Here is an 18,059-nt window from a genome sequence, read left to right as displayed (position 1 = left end):
TTGCAGATTCCACTACAAGACTTCACTGATGGGGCCAATGACCAGCTTTCCCTTTCAGATCGTCGGTTTCGACCTCGACGGAACCCTGCTCGACAGCCTCGGCGACCTTGGCCACGCGGTGAACCACGCCCTCTCGTTGGAAGGCCGCCGCGCCGTCCCGCGTGAGGAAGTGCGCGGTTTCGTCGGCGGCGGCGCGCGCAAGATGCTCGGCAATGCGCTTCTCGCCACCGGCGGCGCGGTGGACGAGGCGCGGTTCGAGGAACTCCACGCCGCGCTGCTGGTCCATTACGAGGCCAACATTGCGGCCGAGACCCGGCTGTTCCCCGGCGGCGAGGCGATGCTCGATGCGCTGGCGTCGCGTGGCGTGAAGATCGCCGTCGTCACCAACAAGCTGGAGCGGTTCGCGAAGAAGATCTTCGGGGAACTCGGCCTGTCGGAGCGGTTCTACACCGTGATCGGCGGCGACACCCTCGGCCCCGGCCGGGCCAAGCCGCGCCCCGATCTGCTGCAACTGATGCTGGAGCGTGCGGGAGAGCCGGGCAGGGCGGCCTATGTCGGCGACACCACGTACGACACCCGCGCCGCTGCTGCCGCGGGCCTGCCGTGCGTGGCGGTCAGCTTCGGCTTCAACGACCTGCCGCCGGACGAACTCGGCGCGGCGGCGGTGATCGACCATTTCGACCAGCTTGTCCCCGCGCTGGAGCGCGTCGGCAAAAACGCCGAGCCGATACCCGCCTGACCCGCGCTTGCCCGCGCCCCGGCTTCGTGCGAGCCCTCGACGAAAGAGGGAGAGCACGATGCCGACACCGGGTGAAAAGCTGCGCGCGCTGATCGAGGGCGGCGAGCACTTCGTCGCCGCCGAAGCCTACAGCGCGCTGACCGGGCGGATCGTCCAGCATGTCGGCTTCAAGGCGGCGTACCTTGGCGGGCATGCCTGTTCGGCGTTCCACTATGCGCTGCCCGACAACGGTATCTTCAGCCAGATCGAGCAGATCGAGCAGGCGGGCCGCATCGCGCAGGCCATCGACATCCCGCTTATCGCCGACGCCGACACGCTGGGCGAGACGGTGGCCGATGCCTGGCGCTTCACGAAGATGTACGTCGCGGCCGGGATCGCAGGCTACCACGTCGAGGACGAGGTCAATCCCAAGCACTCCAAGCACGCGAACGGCCTGTGCCCGATCGAGGAGATGCAGTGCCGCATCGAGGCGGGGGTGAAGGCACGGGGCGATTCGGGCCTCGTCATCATCGCGCGCTGCGACGAGCTTTACACCGGCGCCAACGGCGGCGGCGGGGGCGGCTCGGTGGAGGAGGCGATCCGGCGGGGCCGCGCCTATGCCGAGGCGGGGGCCGACGCGGTGGTCTTCGCCAGCGCTCCCCCTGAGCAGCAGGCCGAGGTGATCCCGCATATCCCGATCCCGGTCTGCACGCTGGGCTTCGACCTGCCCGATACCGGCTTCACGCTTTCGACCGGCTGGGGCTGGGTCTCGGCGGCGGTGAACCACCTGAAGATGGCGCGCGAACTGATGGAGACCGGCTCGGTGGCGAGCGCGATGGAGGCGTTCCGCAACTTCCCGGAGAAGTACGACCTGATCGACCAGGCGCTGTATGACGACCTGATCGTGGACTGGGCCGAGCGGACGGGACGGGAAACGCGGCCGAACCACGCGCGGTAGGGCATCACGATCTTACCTTGAGTCGTCATTGCGAGCGCAGCGAAGCAACCCAGGGCAGCATAAACCGCCCTGGGTTGCTTCGCTGCGCTCGCAATGACCAATGAGGGGCGAAGCGGTGTCCAATCCAAAGTCATCTCACTCTGGACCGGTCATTTCGCTACTGCATCCTTCGGCAGCGCCAGCACTTCCAGCCCGGCGTCCGGCGCGAGGTAGCGCTTCGCCGTCGCCTGCACGTCCGCCGCCGTCAGGGCGAGCAGGCGGTCCCTGGCCTTCTCGAAGCGGTCGATCCGGTCGGGCTGCGACTGCGCGCGGGCGACGAGGCCCATCCAGCCGCCATTGTTCTTGAGCGCATTGAGCAGCCCTTCGACCATCGGCTGGCGGGCGCGGCGCAGGATGTCTTCGCTGACCGGGGCGGTGCGCAGCTCGTCCACCACCTGCCGGATCGCCGCGCGGGTCGCCGGGACTTCGGTGACATCGACCGAAGCGCTGACCGAGAACGTGCCGTAGCCCTTCCATTCGCGCGATTGCCGGCTGGAGGCCGAGGGCGAATAGGCCTTGCCCAGCGCCTCGCGCAGTTGGTCGGTCAGTTCGACGCGCATGACCCGTTCGAGCAGTTCCAGCTCCAGCGCCTCGACCGGGTCGGCATCGTCGCGGGTGGGCCAGGTGATGCGCAGCAGCGCCTGGTCGGCCGGGCCGGTGTGGCGGATCACCCGTGCCGAGCGGTCCCCCGAGAACAGGCGCGGCGGCTGGCCGGTCTCACCCTGGAACGCGGCCTCGCGCGTGGGCAGGGCGCCGAAGGTGCGCGCCACCAGCGCGATCGCGGCGGCTTCGTCGATGTCGCCGACGAGGCCGATCTCGATCGCGCCCCGGGCCAGCCGGTCGCCGATGTCGGCCTTGAGCCTGGCATAGGACAAGTGCCGGTAGTCCTCGACCGGGCCGAGGCTGAAGCGCGGGTCTTCGTCGCTCAGGATGCCGCCGATGCGCGCTTCCATCGCCGAGCCAGGGGTGGCATCGATCTGCGCGAAGTAGTTGTTGATCGCCTGGCGGTAGCGCACCTCGCCTTCGGGGCGGTAACCGGGGTCGGTGACCAGTGCGGCCAGCAGTTGCAGCTGGATTTCGAGGTCGCGCGGGGTGGTGACGGTGCGGGTGTCGAAGCTGCCTTCCCCGAGCGTGAGGCCAAGGCCCACGCTGCGCCCGGCGAGGATCGTGTCCAGTTCGTCGCGGCTGTGCTTGCCGAGGCCGCCATCGTCGAGGTTGGGCACGAGCTGCGTCGCATGCGGGTTCGCCCGCGTGTCCAGCCGGTCGCCGCCGTCGATCGCCAGGCTGACGCGCACGCGGTCCTGCTCGAGATCGGTGCGCCGCAGGTTCAGCATGACCCCGTTGGCGAAGCGCACTTCCCTGATACCGGGCCTGATACCGAGGTCTTCGCGCCGGGTGTCGGAGACGACCTGGCCGGGCTGGCCGAAATCGGTGTAGGCGAACTGCGCGGCGTCCGTCATCGTCTCGCGGTCGATCTTCGCGCGGGCGACGTCCTGCCAGGCCGCGCGCAGGGCCGCCTCGCCGCCTTCGGGCGCCTTGCGGCCCTGGAAGCGGATCAGCGGCGCATCGAGCGCCAGCGCCTCGCGGCGCAGCGCGGCGAGCACGGCTTCAGGGGTGATCTGCGGCGCGAAGGCCTCGAAGCGCTCCAGCGAGGACTGCGGCGTCGACGGCACCAGCCGGTCGTCCACCAGCGAGAGCGCCAGCTGCGTGAGCGCCGCGTTGCTGCGCGTGGCGGCGGCACCGGCGGCGTTGACCGCTGCGGTGCGCACTTGCGCGACCTGTTCGGCGACTTCGCTGGCGGAAAAGCCGTAGGCCAGCGCGCGGCGATACTCGCGCCCCGCCGCTTCCAGCCCGGCGGGCCACTTGCCGTCCACGGTGTCGATGATGATGCGGGTGGAGCGCGCCGCCTCGAAGACGTCGCCGGTGCCGAACCCGGCGCCCCGGAACGGCGGCTCGGCGCTGCGGGCGAGGCGCTGCAGGCGGCGGTTGACGATGTCGTAGCCGATCGAGCGCAGCAGGTTCTCGCGCCGCTGGGCGACGGTGTCGGGCTCGTCCAGCCACTTGCCGTTGCGCTGGACGGTCACGCGCTCGGACAGCGCCGGGTCGAGGTAGGCGGCGGTGCGGCCCTTGTCGCGCGGGGCGATCGGGCCCGGCGAGGGTTGGGGCTGAGGCGGCGATTGCGCGGGCCGCGCCGTCCAGTCGTTGAAATGGCGCACGATTCCGGCTTCGACCGCGGCGACGTCGAAATCGCCGACGACCACCAGGGTCATATGCGCAGGCACGTATTCGCGCTCGTAGAAGGCGCGCAGCGAGGCGGCGGTGGCGGCGTTCAGCGTCTCGGTGGTGCCGATCGGGAAGCGCTGCGCATAAAGCGACTTGGGATAGAAGAACCGCGTCGCATCGATGGCGTTGCGCAGGGACCACGAATTGCGGTCGCGCATTTCGGCAAGGACCACGCCGCGCTCGCGATCGACGGCGCCTTGCGCGATCGTCAGGTTGCCGGCGGTCTCGCGCATCAGCATCAGCGCGGTGTCGATCAGCGCCGGATCGTTGCGCGGCAGGTCCAGCTTGTAGAGCGTGCGGTCGAAGCTGGTGGAGGCATTGGTATCGGCGCCGAAGGCCAGCCCCTCGCGCTCCAGCAGCGGCACCATCTGGCCTTCGGGAACCCGCTGCGATCCGTTGAAGGCCATATGTTCGAGGAAATGCGCGAAGCCTTGTTCGGACGGGCTTTCGTCGAGCGAGCCGACCTCCACGTCGAGGCGCACCATCGCGGTGCCCGCCGGGGTGGCATTGCGGCGGATCACGTAGCGCATGCCGCTGGGCAGGCGGCCGAAGCGGAAATCGGGATCGACGGGCAGGTCGCTGTGCTCGAAGGCCCAGGAGGTATCGTCTTGAGCGGGTTTGTCCTTCGCGGCCGATGGCATGGGGGCCAGCATCAGAAGGAGCGCGATCAGGGAAACTCTCATTGCCGCAAGGAGTGCCAAGGCGGACGGGTGAAGGCAAGCCCGTTCCTCCCCGAGCTTGTCTCGGGGAGGTGGCAGCGCGAAGCGCTGACGGAGGGGTATTGTTCGCAGGCCCCTCCACCACCCGCTTCGCGCGCGGTGCCCCTCCCCGAGACAAGCTCGGGGAGGAACGGGGCATGAAAAAGGGCGGCGCTCCCGTTGGAACGCCGCCCTTTTCGTTTCAATGGCCTGCGAGGCTTACTTGCCGCGCAGCTTGCGGTGCTTGGTGAGGTCCAGCACTTCGCTCGGGCCGTTGTCGTCCTGCAGCAGGCCGAGGCGGCGGGCGACTTCCTGGTAGGCCTCTTCCTCTCCGCCGAGGTCGCGGCGGAAGCGGTCCTTGTCGAGCTTCTCGCCGGTGGTCATGTCCCACAGGCGGCAGCCGTCCGGGCTGATCTCGTCGGCCAGGATCACGCGGCTGAAGTCGCCGTCCCAGATGCGTCCGAATTCGAGCTTGAAGTCGACGAGGCGGATGTTGATCGCGGCGAACATGCCCGCCATGAAGTCGTTCACGCGGATCGCCATTGCGGCGATGTCCTGCATCTCGTCATGGTTGGCCCAGCCGAAGCAGGCGATGTGTTCCTCGGCGATCAGCGGGTCGCCCAGCGCATCGTCCTTGAAGTAGTATTCGATCAGCGTGTGCGGCAGCATCTCGCCTTCGGGGATGCCGAGGCGCTTGGAGATCGAACCGGCGGCCACGTTGCGCACCACGACCTCGATCGGGATGATCTCGACCTGGCGCACCAGCTGTTCGCGCATGTTGAGGCGGCGGATGAAGTGGTTGGGCACGCCGATGTGATTCAGGCGCGTGAAGACGTACTCGCTGATGCGGTTGTTGATGACGCCCTTGCCCTGGATGGTACCCTTCTTCTGGGCATTGAAGGCGGTCGCATCGTCCTTGAAATACTGGATCAGCGTACCGGGCTCGGGGCCCTCGTAGAGGATCTTGGCCTTGCCTTCGTAGATCTGGCGGCGACGGGACATGCGCGTGGTCCTTGCAACAAAAGAGCAAGCCCCGGCGCTGCGGGAGGGCCGGGGCGTTCGAGCGCGCATATAATGCAAGCGGGTCCAAAAGCAAACTGCACGCGAGGGGGCGCCCGTGCTAGGCCCGGGTGGAGGGAGAATCGGGCCGATGGGCGTGACGATCGAGGTGCTGGACGGGGCCCGCGTAACCAATGCGATCGCCGATCTGGCGCGGCTGCGGATGACGGTCTTCGCGGCCTGGCCCTACCTCTACGACGGCGATCCGGCCTACGAGGAGGACTACTTGCGCGAATTCGTCGCGGCGCCGGATTCGGTGCTGATGGCGGCCTGCGAGGGCGGGCGCATCATCGGCGCGGCGACGGCCTCGCCGATGGCGGCGCAGAAGGAGGAACTGCGCGCACCGTTCGCGGCGCGCGGGCTGGACGTCGAGACGCTGTTCTACTTCGGCGAATCCGTACTCCTGGCCGAATATCGGGGGCAGGGGATCGGCCATGCCTTCTTCGACCGGCGCGAGGCGCAGGCGCGCCGCTGCGGGGCCTCGGCGGCGACATTCGCGGCGGTGGTGCGGCCGGCGGACCATCCGGACCTTCCGGCGGGCTACGTGCCCCTCGACGGGTTCTGGGGCCGACGCGGCTATGCCAGGGTCGAGGGGCTGGTCGCCGGGCTGGCCTGGAAGGACCACCGCGACGCCGGGGATACGGTGAAGCCGATGCAGTACTGGATGCGGCGGCTTTAAGCCGGGTTGAATTCGGCAAGGGAGGGGGCGGCAGTCCCCCCGTCCGAACCTTTCAGGCCCCCGCGCGCCGCATTTCCGCCACCAGCCCCCGCGCGGCGGCGCTGACCTGCCGCCAGGTCGTCTCGAAGCCTTCCGGGCCGCCGTAGTAGGGATCGGCGACGTCCTGCCCCTCCAGTCCGGGCACATGGTCCAGCAGCAGCGACAGCCGCGCCTTCGCGCCGGCCGGGGCGATGCGTTTCAGGTCGGCGAGGTTGGATGCATCCAGTGCGACGATGCGGTCGAAGCGCGCGAAGTCCTGCGGCTTGACCTGCCGGGCGCGGTAGCTGCGGATGTCGATGCCGTGGCGCGCCGCCTCCGCGCAGGAGCGCGGGTCGGGGCCCTTGCCGACGTGCCAGGATCCGGTCCCGGCCGAATCGACCAGCAGGTCCAGCCCGGCGGCCTCCGCCTCGCGGCGCAGCGCCGCTTCGGCGAGGGGAGAGCGGCAGATGTTGCCGAGGCAGACGAACAGGACGGAACCGGACATGCCCCGCCGATAGCGCGGCGGAGGCGCCGCGCGCAATCTTCGGCTGAGGCAAGTCACGATCAGGGCGCGATCAGGGCGCGGGCGCCTTCGCCGCCTCCGCCAGCGTGACGATCATCGCCCGCACGTCGGCGGCGACGAACGGCTTGTTCAGCATCGGGCGGCCGGAATGGGCGGCGGGCAGGTGCGCGCGGTCATAGCCGCTGACGAAGGCGAACGGCGTCTCGCGCGCGGCGAGGGCGTCGGCGACCGAATCGATCCGCTCGCCGTTGAGATTGCCGTCGAGCAGCGCGAGGTCCGGGGCGGCCGCGCGGATCATCGCCAGCGCCTGTTCGCACGAGGTGGCGGGGCCGATCGCCACGCAGCCGCCATCCTCGATCTCGGCGACCAGTTCCATCGCCACCAGCGGCTCGTCCTCGACCACGAGAACGCGCAGCGGCGGCAGCGTTTCCGATGCGGCAGGCGCCGGTGGCGACGGGGCGAACTGCTGAGGCATCGATTGTTCGGGGGCGGGTTGCCCGGCAGCGGCGGGGCGCGGTGCCAGTGGCAGCGTCATCGACCAGCGCACCCCGGCGGGCGCGAAGTCGGAGACGATCCGTGCGCCGTCCGCCGCCATGCTGTGCTCGATCAGGGTGGAGCCGAAGCCGCGCCGCTCGGGCGGGGCGACGGGCGGGCCGCCGCGCTCGGTCCACTCCATCGCGAGCAGGCCGCCCTCGATGGTCCAGACGAGGCCGACCGTGCCTTGCGCGTTCGAGAAGGCGCCGTGCTTGTGCGCATTGGTCGCCAGTTCGTGGAACACCAGCGAGAAGCGCAGCGCCAGTTCGGGCGGCAGGTCGACGTCCGGGCCCTCCAGCAGCAGCCGGTCCTCGCTGAGCGTGCCGATGGCGACGTGGTCCGCGATCAGGCGCCTGAGGCCCGCGCTTTCCCAGGTCGTCGCGCTGAGCATCGAGTGCGCGCGCGCCAGCGCCTGGAGGCGGCCGGTGAAGGCGTCCTGGAATTCGCGGTGCGAGCGGGCATGGCGGAACCCCTGCGAGGCGATCGCCTGGACCGTGGCGAGGGTGTTCTTCACGCGGTGGTTCAGCTCGCCGATCAGCAGGCGCTGGGTATCCTCGGCGCGGCGCCGCTCGGTGATGTCGCTCAGTTCGACCATGATGCTGCCGGGGCGCTGCCCGGTGCCCGCCAGCGAGGAGCAGTACCATTCGCCCTGCCGCAGCGATCCGTCGGCGCGGCGGAAGCGGTGTTCCTGCATGGCGCGCCGGTCGCCGCCCTGGAGCAGCTCGCCGATCCCCTTCAGGAACGCCTCGCGCCCGCCGTTGGGGGGCAGGAACGGCGCGTCGGCAAGCGGGATCCCCAGGGCCTCGGCAGCGGTATAGCCCAGCGTGCGCCGGGCGCTGTCGTACCAGCCGACGATGCGCATGGTGGAATCGATTTCCAGCACGGCGAGCGGCGAGTTGTCGCCATGCGCGCGCAGGCGGCCGAGCGCGGCGCCCAGTTCGTCGCGCTGGAAGGCGATCTCGCGGCGCTGGCGGGCCAGTTCGACGAAGACCGCGACCTTGGAATTGAGCACGGTGATGTCGATGGGCTTGAGCAGGTAATCGACCGCGCCGGCCTCGAAGCCCCGGAACTTGCGCCGCTCGTCAGTGGCGATGGCGGTGAGGAAAATGATCGGCACGCCGCGCGTGCGCTCGTTTCCGCGCATCAGCTCGGCCAGTTCGAAGCCGTCCATGCCGGGCATCTGCACGTCGAGCAGGGCGAGCGCGAAGTCCTGCGTCAGCAGCAGTTCCAGCGCCTCGAAGCCGGAAGCGGCGGTGACGATCTCGACGCCGGGCTGGTCCAGCGCGGCTTCCAGGGCAAGGAGGTTGTCGCGAATGTCGTCCACGGCAAGGATGCGCAAGGCCTCAAAGGGCAAGGGCAGCCTCCGGGGCATAAGGGAACCTGGGGCAATCCCCAATGCACGCGCTCGCCATCTGATCTGTCTCGCAGGGGGGCGATGATTGCTGCCGGCGGGACCGCTCCCCCCTTGCCTGCGCGGTCCTCGGATTGGCTGCGAAACCCTCCGGATCGATCCCGGTTCCCGCCGGCAGGAGAAAATTTCCCTCGCGCGGATCCGGGACGCGCGCCGCGCAGGGCGCCGGCGGTGCCGCCATGCGCCGACAGGCGCGCTCTCAAACGGTCTCTTAAGACATTGCTGCTATCCGCGATGGATTATCGGGGCAATTCCAAGAGCGAGCCTGGTTTACGATGCGTCAAGCATTTCATATTTTCGGCAAGGTTCCGGGGGCGTTCCTCGCCAGGCTTTCGCGCGATGTCGCCGGCAACATCCTGCCGATCGCGGCGATCGGCATGCTGGTGGCGGCGCTCGTCGTCGGCTCGGCGGTTGACCTCAGCCGCAACTACCTTGCGCGCGAACAGCTGCAGTCCGCCTGCGACGCCGCCGTGCTGGCCGGGCGCCGCACGGTGACGACCGCCGGGTTCGACACTGCTTCCCGAACCGCCGCGACGAACTACTTCAACACCAACTTCAACGATACCACGCAGGGCACCCGCTCGACGGTGCTCACGATCGGCTCGGTCGATGACGGCCAGACGATCACGGCGACCGCGACGACGGTGCTCGACACGGTGCTGATGCGCATCTTCGGGAAGGATTCGTTCGCGATCAGCGTGACCTGCGGCAGTTCGATGGGCGTGGGCAATGCCGACGTGATGATGGTGCTCGACACCACCGGTTCGATGGATTCGACGCTCTCGGGATCGCAGACGCGCATCCAGGCGCTGCGCGCGGCGATGAAGAATTTCTACACCACGATCTACAACGCCACCGCCGCCAGCAACGCGCGCGTGCGCTACGGCTTCGTGCCGTTCAGCTCGACCGTGAACGTCGGCCGGCTGCTCAACGATCTCGACACCCGCTACATCGTCGACAACTACAACTACCAGTCGCGCGAGTGGACGAACTATTCGACCACCACGACCACGGATACCGCCACGCTCTATTCGTCGACGGCCTATAGCTCCCAGTCGGCCTGCACCGCGGCGTTCCCGTCGAACAACGGAACCTGGACGAACAGCGGTTCGCCCACGACGGTGAACGCCAGCGATATCTCGACCGTGGCCCAGCGCCAGACCGGGTATGCCTATAGCTGCGTATCGGCCAAATCGGGCAGCAAGACGTATTATTACATCTATGTCTCGAAGGGACAGACGGTCTACAGCTACTGGCGCTACGTCTACAAGCAGAAGAGCTACGTCACGAGTTCGTTCAAGGGCTTCAACGCGGTCACCACGCAGACCGGCTCCTACGGCGCCAACGTCAGCACCACCTGGGGCGGTTGCATCCAGGAGCGCGGCACCGTCGCGCAGTCCACCTTCAGCTATTCCTCGGCCACCGGCATCAGTCCTGCGGCCGCGCTCGACCTCGACCTCGACAGCGCGCCGGACGTGACCAACGACAACACCAAGTGGGCGCCGCTGTGGCCCGAGATCTCGTATCGCCGCGAGAACAGCAAGGGCAGCTTCACCACTACCGACGAGACCTACTACGGCGAGGCAGGCGGCACCTACTGCCCGGCCAAGGCCCAGTTGCTGAGCGAGATGACGCAGTCCGCCTTCAACACTTATGCGGATTCGCTGAACGCGGTGGGCGGCACCTACCTCGACATCGGCATGATCTGGGGCGGGCGCATGATGTCGCCGACCGGCATGTGGAAGTCGCTGGTCAACGACGATCCGTCCAACGGCGGCGAAGTGTCGCGCCACATCATCTTCATGACCGACGGCCAGATGGAACCGGCCTACTACGTGCCGCAGGCCTGGGGCATGGAGTACTGGGACCGCCGCGTCACCAGCGACGGTTCCTCCAACGACGCCGCGCGCCACACCTCGCGCTTCCTTGCCACCTGCGAGGCGATCAAGGACAAGGGCATCCGCGTCTGGGTGATCGCCTTCACCTCCAGCCTCAGCACCGACCTGACCACTTGCGCCTCGGACGACAGCTCGTTCACCGCCAACAGTTCGACCGAGCTGAACGCGGCGTTCCAGGAGATCGCCAAGCAGGTCGGCGAACTCAGGGTCGTGCAGTGAGGGCGGCGCGCTTCCCGAAGCGCCTGCGCGGCGATGCGCGCGGTTCGGCGGTGATCGAGTTCGCGGTCGCCTGCCCGGTGCTGCTGGTGCTGCTCATCGGCATCTACGACATGGCGCATACCGCCTATCTCACGGCGGTCCTCCATGGCGCCGTGGGCGAGGCGGCGCGCAGCGACGGGCTGGAGATCGCCGACAACACCAAGGCCGACGCCTACGTCTCGGGCATCGTCAAGGGTGTCGCGCCCGGAGCCACCCTGGCGTTCAAGCGCTCCAGCTACTACGATTTCGCCGATATCAAGCGTGCCGAGGCCTGGAACGACAAGAACGGCAACGGCACGTGCGACAACGGCGAAAGCTATACCGACGAGAACAAGAACGGCTCGTGGGACGCGGATGTCGGCAGCAGCGGCAACGGCGGGGCGAACGACGTCGTCCTCTATACCGTGACGGTCAGCTACAAGCCGCTGTTCGTCGTGCCGTTCATCTCGACCGCGGCCGACCAGCGCACGCTGACCGCCAGCGCGGTCCACAAGAACCAGCCTTACGCGCTCCAGGCCAAGTACGGCTCGGCCGCGGGGACGTGCAAGTGATCGGGGCGGCCGTCATGACGGGAACGGCACGCCTCGCCCGGCGGCTGCGCGGCGACCAGCGGGGCGTCTCCTTCATGGAGTTCGCGCTGATCCTGCCGATCCTCGTCACGCTGGGCTTCTACGGCACCGAGCTGGCGTGGATGGCGATGATCAACATGCAGATCGGCCAGATCGCCGCCTCGGTCGCCGACAACGCCTCGCGCCTCGGCCAGACCGACAACAGCGCGGTGACGCCCACCGTCAAGGAGGCGGACGTCAACTCGGTGATGTCCGGCGCGCTGGTGCAGGGATCGTACTTCAACTTCGCGGCGAACGGGCGGATCATCCTCTCCAGCCTGGAGTACGACACCACCACCAAGCGGCAGTACATCCACTGGCAGCGCTGCCAGGGCAGCCTGAAGGTGAAGTCGCAGTACGGCGTCGCCAAGGCCGGGCTGACCGGCACCACGCTGGCGGGCATGGGCAATCCCGTGATCACCGCGGTGTCGGGCTCGGCGGTAATGTACGTCGAGGTGAACTATACCTATCAGCCGCTGTTCGGCAGCTGGTTCGTCGGCCAGCCCAACTTCCGCCGCGAGGCCGCCTATATCATCCGCGACGACCGCAACCTCGGCACCAGTTCCGGCGACGGCATCTCCGACGCCACGACGACCACGAAGGCCAGCTGCAGCTGAGGGGCTGATCGTCGCAATCACCAAGTTTCGTCACCCGCGAGCGAAGCGAAGCAACCCAGGGCGGCGTAGTGCTGCCCTGGGTTGCTTCGCTTCGCTCGCGGGTGACGGATGGGTCTAGCGCGGCTCCAGCCGGATCGCGGTGCCGCCGCCGGGGGCCAGCCACACGTCCATGGTATCGCCCTTCTTCACCGTCCGCGTGTCGTAGGCGATGTTGTGGCGCGCCTCGGTCTCATACGTCGCGCCTTCGCCGTCCTTCCAGACGCTGGCCTTGTAGCTCTTGCCCGCGTCGAGGAAGTCGAACTTCAGCGTCACGTTACGGGCCGTCGCGTCGTTCACGCCGCCGACGAACCAGCGCGGCGAAGCGCGGTCCTTGCGTGCGAAGATCGCATAGTCGCCCACTTCGCCCGCGATCAGGTGGCTTTCGGCCCAGTCGGTCGGCACGCTCTCGATGAAGTTCATCTCGCGCGGGTACTTGTCGAGCTGCTCGATAAAGTCCGCCGCCATCTGGATCGGCGAGTAGATCGCGAGGTACAGCCCCAGCTGCTTCGCCAGCGTCGAGGCGAGGGGGCCGTTCGCGCCTTCGAGGCTCAGCACGCCGGGCGTGAAGTCCATCGGGCCGGACAGCATGCGGGTATAGACCAGCGTGGGTTCATGGTCCGGCCCGTTGGCGAACCGCCCCCACGCGTTGTACTCCATGCCGCGCGCCCCTTCGCGCGAGACCCAGTTGGGGTAGGTGCGGCGAAGGCCGGTGTCCTTGACCGGTTCGTGCGCGTCGATGGCGATGTGGTGCTTCGCGGCATCCTCGACGACGGCGAGGTGGTGTTCGACCTGCCGCTGGCCGTCGTGCCACTCCATGCGGACCGGGCCGACCGGGCCGCCGGGATAGTCGGTGTTGGCGATGATCCCGCCGTGGTCGGCGACGTAGCCGGTCTTCACCGTATCCACGCCCAGCTTCTGGTAGAGCGCGAAACCGGCGTCCATGTTGGCTTCGTAATTGGCGATGTTGCCGCCGGTCTCGTGGTGACCGATCAGCTTGACGCCCTTCTTCGCGGCGTACTTGGTCACCGCTTCGATGTCGAAATCGGGCGTCGCCTGCGTGAAGCTGAACTCGTCGCCGTGGCCGAACCAGTCGCCGTTCCAGCCCTTGTTCCAGCCCTCGACCAGCACGCCGCGGAACTTGTGCTTCGCGGCATAGTCGATGTACTGCCTGGTCCGCTCGGTGGTGGCGCCGTGCTTGGGGCCTTCCGCCCAGGTCCAGTCGTTGCGGATCATGCCCCACCAGATGCCGATGTAGCGGCCCGGCTTCACCCAGCTGACATCGCCCAGCTTGTTGGGCTCGTTGAGGTTCAGCTCCAGATCGTTGTCGACCAGACCTTCGGCGTCATCCGCGATGCGCACCGTGCGCCACGGCGTCGCGAAGGGCAGGTCGCGTACCACCCGAGGCCCGCGCGAGGAGGGCGAGAGCGTCGTGCGGAACGTCTGCCCGGTCGCGCGCTTGAACCAGTAACCGGCATAGTCGACCAGCGCCGCTTCGTGGAACGACAGGTGGGTGCCGTCCTCCAGCTTCATGGTGATCGGCGTGTGCGCGGTGGAGACGGCGTCGATCGGGGTCTTCTGGTAGACCTGCTCATAGCGGTTCCACTCCCCGCCGGGGATCCACCATGCGGTGCCCTTGGGGACGATGTCGAACTCCGTCGTCTCGTCGGCGATCTTCATCGTCTTGAGGCCCGGCTGTTCGGGGATCTCGTAGCGGAAACCCACGCCGTTGTCGAAGAGGCGGAAGGTGACGTTCATCAGCCGCGTCCCGTAGGTCTTGCCCTGCTTGAAGCGGACGGTGACCTGATTGTAGCGGTCCTTGACGAAGCGGCGCTCGCCCCAGGGCTGTTCCCAGGTGTCGTCGCCTTTGGCGGTATCGCTGCTCTCGATGGCGAAGCCGCGCGTCATGTTGAGGCCGTCCGTCAGGATGAAGCCCAGCTTGCTCGGCGCGATCAGCAGCTTGCCCTTGCGGGTGAGCGACCACATCGGGCGGCTGTCGTTGTCGGTGGTGACCGTCAGCACGATCGAGCCGTCGGGCGATTGCGCGGTGACGCCAGAGGTTTGGGGCGGCTTGGTTTCCTGCGCCATGGCAGGGGCGGCGATGACGATGCCGGCACTAGCCAGCAGGGCGAGCGGCTTCATGCCGTTTCTCCTTCGATGATCCACAAGGCGCCCCATGCGGGGAGCGTGCCCAAGGTGAGGGCGCATTCGGCGTTATTGACGGCGGCCAGAACGCGGCTGCCGGTCGGAATTGCTTCGGGCCATGCTGCAGGCGCATCGCTCATGTTGACGACCACCAGCACGCTGCGGCCTTCAAGTTCGCGGCGCAGCACGAGGCGCGTTTCGTCGGCGAGCAGCACTTCGCCGGAGCCCCGGCGCAGCGCCGGATCGGCGGCGCGAAGCTGCAGCAGATGCCGTGTCAGATTGAGCAGCGAGGCCGGGTCCGCCTCCTGCCGGTCGACCGCGCGCGACAGGTTCTGCTCGCTCAGCGGCAGCCACGGCGCGGACGAGGTGAAGCCGCCATGCTCGCTCTGCGCCATCCACGGCAGCGGCGTGCGCACGCCATCGCGTGAGAGGGTGAGCGGCCAGTTGGCGATCGCCTCGGGATCTTGCAGCATCTCGAAGGGAATCTCGTCCTGCAGCAGGCCGAGTTCCTCGCCCTGGAACAGGATCGGATTGCCCCGGATCGAGAGCAGCGTCAGCATCTTCATCCGCGCGAAGGCGTCGATCTGGTCGGGCGCGCACCAGCGGGAGAGGGCGCGGGGGGCGTCATGGTTCTCGAAGGCCCAGCTCGGCCATCCGGCGTCGGGTTCGTCGGGCCAGAATTGCAGCACTTCGGCGATGCGGGCAGGCGTCAGGCTCTCGGCATAGAGCAGGTCGAAGCCATAGGCGCTGTCGAGCCGCTTCGGCCCCTCGGTGAAGGTGCGTTTCTCCTCCATCGCCCGCGATCCGCCGACTTCGGCCAGCGAATAGGTATCGGGATAAGAGGCGATCAGCGCCTGCAACCGCTCGATGAACTTGAGGATGTTCGGGTGCGACTGGTTGTAGACCTGCAACTGGAAATCGTAGGGCCGCGTGCGCACCTTGCCGTCATCGGGCGCTGGCGGATTGTTGCGCAGCATCGGGTCGTGCATCGAGTGGTTGAGCGCATCGATGCGGAAGCCCGCGACGCCCCGGTCCAGCCAGAACTTCGCCACCGCCAGCAGCGCGTCCTGCACCTCGGGGTTGTGGCAGTTGAGCTGCGGCTGCTCGGCCAGGAAATTGTGCATGTAATACTGCCCGCGCCGCGCATCCCAGCGCCACGCCGGGCCGCCGAACACCGACTGCCAGTTGTTGGGCGGCGAGCCATCCACCTTGGGATCGGCCCAGACGTACCAGTCCGAACGCGCATTGCCGCGGCTGGACCGGCTCTCGGCGAACCACGGGTGCTGGTCCGAGGTATGGGCATAGACCTGATCGACGATGACCTTCAGGCCGAGCGTCTTCGCCTTGGCGATCAGCGCGTCGAAATCCTTCAGCGTGCCGAACATCGGATCGACCGCGCAGTAGTCGGAAATGTCGTAGCCGAAGTCCGCCATCGGCGACTGGTAGAACGGCGAGATCCAGATCGCCTCGACGCCGAGCCGCGCCACGTGGTCGAGACGGGCGGTGATGCCGGGCAGGTCGCCGATGCCGTCGCCGTTGGAATCGGCGAAGCTGCGCGGATAGATCTGGTAGATCGCCGCGCCGCGCCACCATGGCGTCTTCTGAGGGGGGTAGGGGTCGGTCATGGCGCTCTCTGGTACGTCTAGGTGTCGTTAGGGTGCCGTTGGGTGCCGCTCAGGGGTGGGCCGCGCAGACAGCGAAACCGAGCGGTGGCAGGGCGATCGAAACCGATCCCGGAGCGGTTGCCTTCACGGGGCATGCAGAGCCTGCAAGCATCTGGAATTGCAACGATTTCGGTTCCACGGCGAGGTTGCCTTGTACCGCCTCGGTGGAGGTGTTGAAGGCAAGCAAAACCTCGTTTCCAGTGGCCGGATCGAAGCGCGAGACCGCAAACAGCCCCGGCTTGTCGGACGCGGTGCGAACCTTGGTCATGCCGCCCGTCAGCGCCGGAGTCTGCCGGCGCAAGGTCGCGAGCTGCGCGATCAGCTTGTAGAGCGGGTGCGTCGGGTCGAAATGCTCGGCATTCGGGGCGCGGGTCGTGCCCAGCAAGGGCTCGTCGGTAAGCCGCAAGTCCTTGGAAGCAAACATATCCTGCCGCGACCACTGGTCACCGCCATGACCGATGAAGCCTTGTTCGTCGCCGTAATAGATCGTCGGCACCCCGCGCAGCGTCAGCAGCATGGCATGGGCCAGCATCGAGCGCTTGAGCAGCTCGTCATTGCTCGCAAGCGGTTGACCCAGCTTGAGAAACATCGGCAGCCGCCCGGCGTCGTGGTTGCCGAGGAACGTCGGCAGCTGCAGCGCCCCCGCCTTGCCGCCCGCATAGAGCGCATCGTCGTCGAACAGCCGCGCCAGCGTCTCGGTCCCGCCGTCCTTGGCGCCGCCGGCGGCATCGTCGACCGCCCGCATGAACGCGAAGTCGAGCACGCCCGGCAGGCCCGCATTGCGCGTCCACGAGGCGAGCAGGGCCGGGTCGTAATCGCCGGTCGCGACTTCGCCGAAGATGTGGAAGTTGTTGATTCCCTTTGCCTTCGCGCGCTCCAGCATGGCGGGCACGAACTTCTGCCACAGCTCCGCGTTGACGTGGCGGGCGGTGTCGATGCGGAAGCCGTCGATGCCGAAGCGGTCGATCCAGCTGCCGTAGATCTCGATCATCCCATCGACCACGCGCGGGTTCTCGGTGGCGAGGTCGTCGAGGCCGACGAAGTCGCCGTACTGTGCGCTCTCGCCCTTCCAGTCGGTGTTGCCGCGGTTGTGGTAGTAGATCGGATCGTTGAGCCAGGCGGGGACTTTGACGTCCTTCTCCGCCCTGGGCACGACGGGGGTATAGGCGAACGAGGGATCGGTCAGTTTCGCCCAGTTCTCAGGCGTTTGCACCGTCTCCCCGAGGAAACCGGGGTTGATCGCCGGGCCCTTCACGCCGCCCTGGGTCGAGAACGGATAGTCGGCCTTCGAACGGTACGGATACCCCTCCGCGACCCCTTCCTTGTACTGGATCACGTCCGCCGTGTGGTTGACGATGATGTCCATGTAGACCTTCATGCCCCGGGCATGCGCGGCCTCGACGAGCGCCTTGAAGTCGTCGTTGGTGCCGAAGTGCGGATCGACCTGTGTGAAGTCGGTGATCCAGTAGCCGTGGTATCCCGCGCTCTCGTTGCCCTTGGGGCCTTGCACCGGCTTGTTCTTGAAGATCGGCCCCACCCACAACGCGCTGGCGCCGAGACCCTGGATATAGTCCAGCCGCGCGGTCAGGCCCTTGAGGTCGCCGCCGTGGTAGAACGCCTTGTCGGTGGGATCGAAGCCGGTCTGCAGCTTGCCGCTGCTGAGGCCGCCCCCGAGACCGCCTTCGTCGTTGGCGGTGTCACCGTTCTCGAAACGGTCGGGCAGGACGAAATAGATCACTTCCTGCTCGGGCGTGCGGGCGCGCATGTCCTCGACCGTCCCGGCGAACGCGGTGCCATGGGAGAGGGCCAGCGCGAGGGCCGAGAGCGAAGGTATCAGGCGGTTCATCACAGGCGATCTTCCGGCTGGCAGTCGGGGAAAGGTAGGCGGAACCGTCGAAGGGAGGGAGACTTCG

At 67.7% G+C, this 18,059-nt stretch carries 13 protein-coding genes; 6 read left to right on the top strand and 7 right to left on the bottom strand.

All coding sequences use genetic code 11. The features are described 5' to 3' along the window. Positions 1-37 precede the first annotated feature (37 nt). Both V2S85_RS02145 and V2S85_RS02140 read left to right on the top strand, forming a co-directional pair. Positions 38-739, top strand: coding sequence for an HAD-IA family hydrolase (locus tag V2S85_RS02145; RefSeq protein WP_330701217.1), 702 nt, complete (start codon positions 38-40; stop codon positions 737-739). Positions 740-797: 58 nt separating this feature from the next. Continuing rightward, complete coding sequence (locus V2S85_RS02140) at positions 798-1,676, top strand: isocitrate lyase/PEP mutase family protein (protein WP_330701216.1); 879 nt, start codon at positions 798-800, stop codon at positions 1,674-1,676. Positions 1,677-1,825: 149 nt separating this feature from the next. On the opposite strand, the gene V2S85_RS02135 is transcribed toward V2S85_RS02140, so the two are convergent. After that, positions 1,826-4,681: a M16 family metallopeptidase gene (locus V2S85_RS02135; RefSeq protein WP_419198152.1), complete on the bottom strand. Its 2,856-nt coding sequence runs from the start codon at positions 4,679-4,681 to the stop codon at positions 1,826-1,828. 234 nt (positions 4,682-4,915) lie between these two features. Continuing rightward, positions 4,916-5,698 carry a phosphoribosylaminoimidazolesuccinocarboxamide synthase gene (gene purC / locus V2S85_RS02130; protein WP_330701214.1) on the bottom strand — a complete coding sequence of 261 codons (783 nt, stop codon included), beginning with the start codon at positions 5,696-5,698 and terminating at the stop codon, positions 4,916-4,918. A 148-nt stretch (positions 5,699-5,846) separates the two neighbouring features. On the opposite strand from purC, the gene V2S85_RS02125 reads away from it, so the two are divergent. Then, the gene (locus V2S85_RS02125) at positions 5,847-6,434 is read left to right on the top strand and encodes a GNAT family N-acetyltransferase (protein WP_330701213.1); all 588 of its coding nucleotides are present in this window, start codon (positions 5,847-5,849) and stop codon (positions 6,432-6,434) included. 52 nt (positions 6,435-6,486) lie between these two features. On the opposite strand, the gene V2S85_RS02120 is transcribed toward V2S85_RS02125, so the two are convergent. Together V2S85_RS02120 and V2S85_RS02115 are read right to left on the bottom strand one after the other, a co-directional pair. Further along, the gene (locus V2S85_RS02120; protein ID WP_330701212.1) at positions 6,487-6,957 is read right to left on the bottom strand and encodes a low molecular weight protein-tyrosine-phosphatase; all 471 of its coding nucleotides are present in this window, start codon (positions 6,955-6,957) and stop codon (positions 6,487-6,489) included. Positions 6,958-7,027: 70 nt separating this feature from the next. Next, positions 7,028-8,863: a response regulator gene (locus tag V2S85_RS02115; protein ID WP_330701211.1), complete on the bottom strand. Its 1,836-nt coding sequence runs from the start codon at positions 8,861-8,863 to the stop codon at positions 7,028-7,030. Between the two features lie 332 nt (positions 8,864-9,195). Here V2S85_RS02115 and V2S85_RS02110 point away from each other — a divergent pair, with 332 nt between their 5' ends. Genes V2S85_RS02110 through V2S85_RS02100 form a run of 3 tightly spaced genes read left to right on the top strand, consistent with a single transcriptional unit; the run spans position 9,196 to position 12,301 of the window. After that, positions 9,196-11,037, top strand: a complete 1,842-nt coding sequence (locus V2S85_RS02110) for a TadE/TadG family type IV pilus assembly protein (protein WP_330701210.1) — start codon at positions 9,196-9,198, stop codon at positions 11,035-11,037. Continuing rightward, positions 11,034-11,627: a TadE family protein gene (locus V2S85_RS02105; protein WP_330701209.1), complete on the top strand. Its 594-nt coding sequence runs from the start codon at positions 11,034-11,036 to the stop codon at positions 11,625-11,627. The genes V2S85_RS02110 and V2S85_RS02105 overlap by 4 nt, the downstream gene beginning before the upstream one ends. 14 nt (positions 11,628-11,641) lie before the next feature. Then, positions 11,642-12,301: a pilus assembly protein TadE gene (locus V2S85_RS02100; protein WP_330701208.1), complete on the top strand. Its 660-nt coding sequence runs from the start codon at positions 11,642-11,644 to the stop codon at positions 12,299-12,301. Positions 12,302-12,415: 114 nt separating this feature from the next. Here the strand turns inward: V2S85_RS02100 and V2S85_RS02095 are convergent, their stop codons facing one another. The 3 genes from V2S85_RS02095 to V2S85_RS02085 are packed head-to-tail and all read right to left on the bottom strand — an operon-like array spanning position 12,416 to position 17,992. After that, positions 12,416-14,479 carry a glycoside hydrolase family 97 protein gene (locus V2S85_RS02095; RefSeq protein ID WP_330701207.1) on the bottom strand — a complete coding sequence of 688 codons (2,064 nt, stop codon included), beginning with the start codon at positions 14,477-14,479 and terminating at the stop codon, positions 12,416-12,418. Then, positions 14,476-16,107, bottom strand: coding sequence for an alpha-amylase family glycosyl hydrolase (locus V2S85_RS02090; protein ID WP_330701206.1), 1,632 nt, complete (start codon positions 16,105-16,107; stop codon positions 14,476-14,478). The genes V2S85_RS02095 and V2S85_RS02090 overlap by 4 nt, the downstream gene beginning before the upstream one ends. 49 nt (positions 16,108-16,156) lie before the next feature. Then, positions 16,157-17,992, bottom strand: a complete 1,836-nt coding sequence (locus V2S85_RS02085) for an alpha-amylase family glycosyl hydrolase (protein WP_330701205.1) — start codon at positions 17,990-17,992, stop codon at positions 16,157-16,159. Between the last annotated feature and the right edge of the window lie 67 nt (positions 17,993-18,059).

It is taken from the genome of Novosphingobium resinovorum (assembly GCF_036352595.1).
Taxonomy (GTDB): domain Bacteria; phylum Pseudomonadota; class Alphaproteobacteria; order Sphingomonadales; family Sphingomonadaceae; genus Novosphingobium; species Novosphingobium resinovorum_B.
This window is presented reverse-complemented; position numbering and strand designations above follow the sequence as displayed.